This window comes from Bartonella sp. CL162QHHD, assembly GCF_042195435.1.
Taxonomy (GTDB): domain Bacteria; phylum Pseudomonadota; class Alphaproteobacteria; order Rhizobiales; family Rhizobiaceae; genus Bartonella.
This window is the reverse complement of sequence record NZ_JBHIOG010000092.1, coordinates 1-7,213: the sequence shown is the minus strand read 5'-3', so window position 1 is coordinate 7,213 and position 7,213 is coordinate 1. Positions and strand designations below refer to the sequence as shown.

Genomic DNA, 7,213 nt, shown 5'->3' with positions numbered 1-7,213 from the left:
GATCTCTCCCCCACATTTATGTAAAAAGACCTCTAAACAAAACTGTTTAGCCCGTCAATGGTTAATACATCAATATCCCCATAAATATAAAGGATAAATTTGCTAAACCATATCCCCTTGCATTCATAGAGTGAACCTTCAAAGGACGCCTAATCTATGAGTTTCGAATAGTTTTGAAGGTTTGAGAAACCTTCAAAACCTATCTATAAAACCTATCAAAGCATATAGTTCATTTGTCTTGATTAACACGTAAAACGAACAGCAAAATTCACTATTTTGCTGATTTTACCTCATGTCATAGGCTGTGGATAAATAGCCTTTAATAAAATTTCTTTTTAAGCAGGTTGTGGGTCTTTAGCACCCTTTTTTTATTTTATTATTGCTATTTGTTTTAAATAGATCTAGCAGATTCTATTTAAAGTTTTTTGACACCTATAGATCAACGCTTATAAAGCGGTGGGGTTTTATTATAAATGCTTCAATCTCATAACAAACCACTGACATTACGCTCTCTGTTACAATCCTACCGTGATCATACAGAAAGTGCGCGCGATAGAGGAACTTCTTTTGAAAAGTTTGTAATTGCTTATTTGACGCAAGACCCTCTACAATGCCAAGAATATGAAAAGGTTCAAACCTATTGTGAATGGGCAAAAGAGCATGGAGAAGATGGGCGTGATATCGGCATTGATCTGGTTGCTAAAATTCGTGATGAAGAAGGATATGCCGCTATTCAATGTAAGTTTTATAGTGCAAATCATCAAATCAAGAAGGAAGATATTGATAGCTTTATTGCAGCGTCTGGCAAGAAAATATTCACACGCCGTATTCTGGTTGATAGCACCGAAGGTAATTGGAGTAACAATGCCGATCTCACCTGTGAAGGACAAGGAGTCCGCATTCAACGGATTAATCTTTTTGATTTAGAAAACAGTCAAATAGATTGGGCAACCTTTGAAAGCAAAGGGGAAGCTACTCTTAAGAAAAAAGAACCGAAAAATCTTTTAGATCATCAACAAGAAGCGCTTAAAGCTGTTTGTGAAGGGTTAAAAGAAGCAGACCGCGGCAAGCTGATTATGGCGTGTGGAACGGGAAAGACCTTTACCAGTCTGAAGATAGCAGAAGCTCTTGCTGGTCAAGGTAAACGTGTTTTATTCCTTGTCCCCTCTCTTTCTTTAATGTCACAAACAATAAGAGAATGGACAGCAGATACAGCAATCCCCTTGCGTTCCTTTGCTGTGTGTTCTGATACACAAGTTGGCAAGCGTCGTAAAAACCAAGATGATGCTGCCGAACTCGATGTCTCGGATCTCGCTCTACCAGCAACAACAGATTCTCAAAAGCTTGGAGAAAAAGCCAATAAGACTTCTCCTGATGCCATGACAGTGGTCTTTGCTACCTACCATTCGATCCAAGTGATTTCGGATGCGCAAAAGAAATATGCTTTACCGGAATTTGATCTGATCATTTGTGATGAAGCGCACCGTACCACTGGAGCTGTGTTAGGAACAGACAAGAGTGAATCTGAGTTTATCAAGGTTCATGACAATAGCCTTATTCGGGGCAAGAAACGTCTGTATATGACAGCAACGCCTCGTATCTTTAGTGACAATGCCAAAAAACAAGCTAATGAGATTGATGCTGTTCTGGCTTCTATGGATGATGAAGAGCTTTATGGCAAAATCCTTTATTCTTATAGTTTCTCCCATGCTGTAAAGAATGGACTTTTAACGCCTTACAAGATTATCGTTTTAGGTGTTGATGAAGGAGAAGTGAGTAAATCTATCCAGCATCTGATGACAGATGAGAATTATGAACTTATTCTTGATGATAGAACAAAGATCATGGGTTGTTATCAAGCTCTTACCAAAATGGATCTGAAAATTGATCTTGGAGATGATACAAGACCCATGCACCGAGCTTTGGCTTTTTGTAAAGATATTAAAACTTCTGAACGCATTCGTGACACATTCAATGATGAAGAAGTTAAGAAAGATTTACTTGATCTTCATGAAAACCATAAAAATATTCCCCCTCTTAACTGTCAAGTAGATCATATTAATGGAAAATCTGGTGCCAAAAACCGTACGATAAAACTTGATTGGTTGAAAGAAGATGCGGGTGAGAATGTCTGCCGTATATTAACCAATGTACGCTGCCTTTCAGAAGGTGTTGATGTTCCTTCCCTTGATGCGGTTATGTTTTTACACCCGCGTAAAAGCCAAGTGGATGTGATACAGGCGGTAGGACGTGTGATGCGTCGTGCAAAAGGCAAAAAGATGGGCTATATCATTTTGCCGGTTGGTGTTCCTGCTGGTGTTTCACCAGAAGAGGCATTAAAAAACAATAAGAGATACAGTGTTGTCTGGCAAGTTCTCAATGCTTTGCTTGCCCATGATGAGAATTTTAGTAAAACCCTTAACCAGATGGTCTTAGGGCAAGACGTAAGCTCTATCATCGACATTGTTACAGTTTCTAAAAAGACCGAATTAGAGAATGTCACCACGGTTATTGACGAAATCACGCTCCACGAAAAATCAGAAAAATCCGGACTTCGTATTGGGACACAAGCTCATGAACCGCACCAAACATATGAAGGACAAGGAAGATTGCCCTTTTTTGTTGAGTTTCCCAATGCTCTCAAAACACTGATTGTTAAAAAATCTACTATGAGTGATTATTGGGGCATTTGGGCTGGCAATGTTGCTGAGATTGCACAAAACCATATCACACGCCTTCAAACTATGCTTTCTGATCAAACAAGCGAAGCTTATCATGCCTTTGATGCGTTTTATAACGAATTAAAAAACAACTTAAACAGTGAGATAAAGCAAGAAGAAGCGATTGAGATGTTAGCGCAACATCTTGTGACGCGTCCCGTGTTTGAAGCCTTGTTTGAGGGCAATGAATTTGTACAAAACAATGCCATTTCGCAAGCAATGGAAAAAATCTTAACAGAACTCGATAAAACCAATATTGAGGAAGAATCCAAAGAATTACAAGAGTTTTATGACAGCGTAAAGTTCCGTGCCTCTGGCATTACCGAACCACAGGCAAGACAAAATCTTATTATCAAACTTTACGAAGATTTTTTTACCAAAGCTTTTAAGAAGACAACGGATAGGCTTGGCATTGTTTATACCCCCGTTGAAGTTGTGGATTTTATCATTCATTCTGTTGATGATGTGTTGCGTAATGAATTTGGAAAAAGCTTAGGGTCACGTGGAGTTTCTATTCTTGACCCTTTCACTGGAACGGGTACCTTTATCACAAGGCTTTTACAATCAAATCTCATAAAACCAGAGGATATGGAATATAAGTTCCGTCATGATATCCATGCCAATGAGATTGTTTTACTGGCTTATTACATAGCAGCCATTAACATTGAATCGACTTATCATAGTTTGAAGAAAGGAGAGTATATTCCTTTCAAACATATTGGTTTAACCGATACATTCCGGATGCTTGAAAAACAAGATCTGATGAGAGGTTTACTAGAGAAAAACAGTGAATATTTAGAACTTCAGAAAAACCTCAATATTGAAGTTATCTTCGGCAATCCTCCTTATTCAGTAGGGCAAAAAAGTGAAAATGATAATGCAAAAAACAGCCCTTATCCCATATTAGATGAACGTATCCGTAAAACTTATGCTGCTCAATCGAAAGTAACGAATATACGAGCACTTTATGACAGCTATATCCGTGCCATTCGTTGGGCAAGTGACCGTATTAGTAATGCTGGGGTAATAGGCTTTGTTTCTGGTTCTGGTTACATAGAAAAGCCAACAATGGATAGCTTACGAAAATCTTTAGCCAAAGAGTTTACGAGTATTTATGTGCTTAATTTACGGGGGGATCTTCGCAAAAATATGTTAAGCAATGGAGTTGCTCAAGAAGGTGAAAATATTTTCGGCAATGGTAGTATGACTGGTATTGCGGTAACGCTATTTATCAAAAATCCCAATGCTTCTGGAGATTGTAAAATTTACTATCATGATATTGGTAATAATTTCACGACAAAAGAAAAACTTACAGCTCTTGAATACTTTGGTAGTATTGATGGCATTACACGTGAACAAAGTTGGCAAATGATCACGCCGGATGAACATGGTGATTGGATAAATCAACGTGATGAGAGTTTCAAAACATTCCTAGTCCTAGGTGATAAGAAAAGTCATGGTAAAAAGCTGTTTGAAAATTTTTCTCGCGGTATTATGACGAGTCGTGATGCTTGGACATACAACTCAAGCCCTGAAGCTCTAGCGAAAAACATGAGTAATATGATTGCCTTCTATAACAGTGAAGTGGAACGTTTTAATGATACTTATGCACACACTAACCGTAAAATACATACCAATGTTGTAAATAATTTTGTAAATTCAGATGAAAGTAAGATAAGTTGGAGCCGTGGACTTAAACAAGAGTTGACAAAAGGAAAGTTTTTTGAATTTGAAGAGACATGCCTCATACCAAGTCTGTATCGTCCTTTTACACAACGATGGCTTTATTATAATCGTACCTTCAATGATATGGTTTACCAAATGCCGCGGATATTTCCTATAGAAAAAGCGGTTGAAAATAAAGTGATACAAGTTTCTTCTGTAGGAGCAAGAAGTGGATTTTCTATCTTGATGACTAAAAATGTACCTGATGTGAGTGTAATAGATACAGGTCAATGCTTTCCACGCTATATTTACAAAGATGATACGGTTTCAAAAAGTAAAAATGAAAAACAATCCCATTTATTTTTAATTTCTACAGAAGAAAGTAAAACAGCTGGTTTACAGAGGCGTGATGCCATTACGGATGAAGGATTAGCACATTTTAAAGAAGCTTATCCAAATGAAAAAATTACTAAGGATGATCTATTCTATTACGTTTACGGTTTACTTCATTCGGAAGATTACCGTGTTCGTTATGCGGATAACCTCTCTAAAGAATTGCCTCGTATCCCTTGTGTAAAAACTGCTGAAGATTTTTGGAAGTTTGTAACAGCAGGACGTGAATTGGGTCATTTGCACGTGAATTATGAAACTGTAGAACCTTATCCCGTGACCTTTAAAAAAGGTAATCCAAAAGTTACAGAGATCTCTAATCCCGAAAAATTCTATTATGTAACTGAAATGAAATTCGCAAAAATTAAGGATAGTAAGAAAAAGGATAAAACCACTGTTATTTATAATAGCAATATCACAATAACAGATATCCCTCTTGAAGCTTATGAGTATATCGTTAATGGTAAACCAGCTCTTGAATGGGTTATAGGGCGTCAATGTGTTAAGACTGATAAAAAGAGTGGCATTGTTAATGATGCTAATCGCTATGCTGTTGAAACCATTGGCAACCCTGCCTACCCTCTAGAGTTGTTTCAAAGAGTTATTACCGTAAGTTTAGAAACAATGAAAATCGTAAAAAAACTACCAAAATTAGAAATGAGAGAAACTGAATAGATTTGGCATGCTCAGATGATAGGCATGTTAACCTCACAAAGGGGTATAAGGTCTTATAACCTATAGGTTCTATACCCTCTTTATAAATTGCTTACATACAATCTTTAAAAGGAGTGTTTGTATGCGTTATTCTAAAAAGAAATCATTTGCACTTTTAAATACTCTTATTTGAATTGCTTTAAGACTTTTAAGAAATCCCATCTTAAAGTGAATACGCTTCTTTTACATTGCCTTTAAGAGGTTATATCGTAATCTAAAATGATAGCTTTGTTTAAAGAGAGCTATGTATATTCATTTTCTTATATTACTTATAGGTTTTGAAGGTTTCTCAAACCCTCAAAATACCTTCAAAACCCCTTTTTATATATATTACAGATTGTATTTACGTGTTGTATGTAATATGGGTTGTTTATTTAAAACATTAACATATTGAAATATAATAACTTTTATTTTTGATTGAAAAATAATATATAAAGGGGCGTAAAAGGAACCCTCAAAATACTCAAAATCTTCAAAACTCATAACCATAATGGTCTTGATAGCATTTCATATGAGTTACAAGCTATCTTTTGAAAGGCTTTAAAAGATCATATGCTTTTCATAAAGCACATTTTAATCACTCACTAAAATAATCTATTTTGTCAGTTCAATTTACTGACACATAACTGACAAGTTTTAATCAATTCACATCATTGGTTATCTTTAAAGATTGTAATAGTGATATGAGTTATGTTTTTAAAATACTAACCTATTGAAATATAATGTTTTTAATTTTTACTCATAAAAAAAATAATAGAAGATCTAAAAGGAACTGACAACACTGACACGGTCTATTAAAAGGGATTTTACTGATCTCTATAATGATCAGTTTCTATTGAGATGTTTTCATAAGTGTTTTCATAACAGACAATAAATCGCAATTATCCTATTTATCATTTCTCTTATGAACATGAAAAATGATGCCATGGCTATAAAGAACATAACAACTATAGAGAAAGCAAAAATGCAAATGAAAGCATTTGTTTATAAAGACAGTCCCTATAAAGGCTGTTAAGTCTAAAATGTGTTATTAAAAGAAATTAACAGAAATCTTAAAATTTATTTAGCAACAAAATTGATAGGTTATAAAGTTTAAAATACGCATAATGAGAGCTTTTCTAAATATTATAAATGTATAGATTCAGAAAATAACGCAATCGTTTCATAAAACCTATAATATAGCTTTAAAAGCACATAAATATAAAAGAAGCAATTAATAAGCATAAGATATTATCAATACACAACGTATTTAAAAAATAAGAAAAAATATCAAAAAAGATAAAATATTATTTGACAATAAATACGTATTTTGTTATATAAATAATCAAGTGATTGAAAAACACTTTTTGATAAGCGGATAGACTACGAAACAGCCTTTCCAAAGTCTTTAAAAAACTGACTATCTTTTATGCTATCGTTGGCATATATAGTGATTTTGTCGGGTGTGCTTACACCATACAATACCCTTATGGGAAAAGTGTAAGCAACGGACTTATCACCGTGTTTTTCAACACCCGATGCTTTTATAAGCTGTCAATTGAAAAACAATTTTATGATAAGGTTTAATTATGACAAATATCTCAAAAACCACCCCCGTTATCTCTAATATTGCAAATGAAACCGCGTCTGTTAATCAACAAGAGCCTGCAAAAAAATACGAATTTATTGATGATTGTGAATATATCGATGGTCATTTCTTAACTCGAATTAGAGCCTTAAGAGAT

At 35.0% G+C, this 7,213-nt stretch carries 1 protein-coding gene; it reads left to right on the top strand.

The window, feature by feature from the left end:
- Positions 1-473 precede the first annotated feature (473 nt).
- Complete coding sequence (locus ACFILD_RS09565) at positions 474-5,450, top strand: DEAD/DEAH box helicase (protein ID WP_375665202.1); 4,977 nt, start codon at positions 474-476, stop codon at positions 5,448-5,450.
- The last annotated feature ends 1,763 nt before the right edge of the window (positions 5,451-7,213 follow it).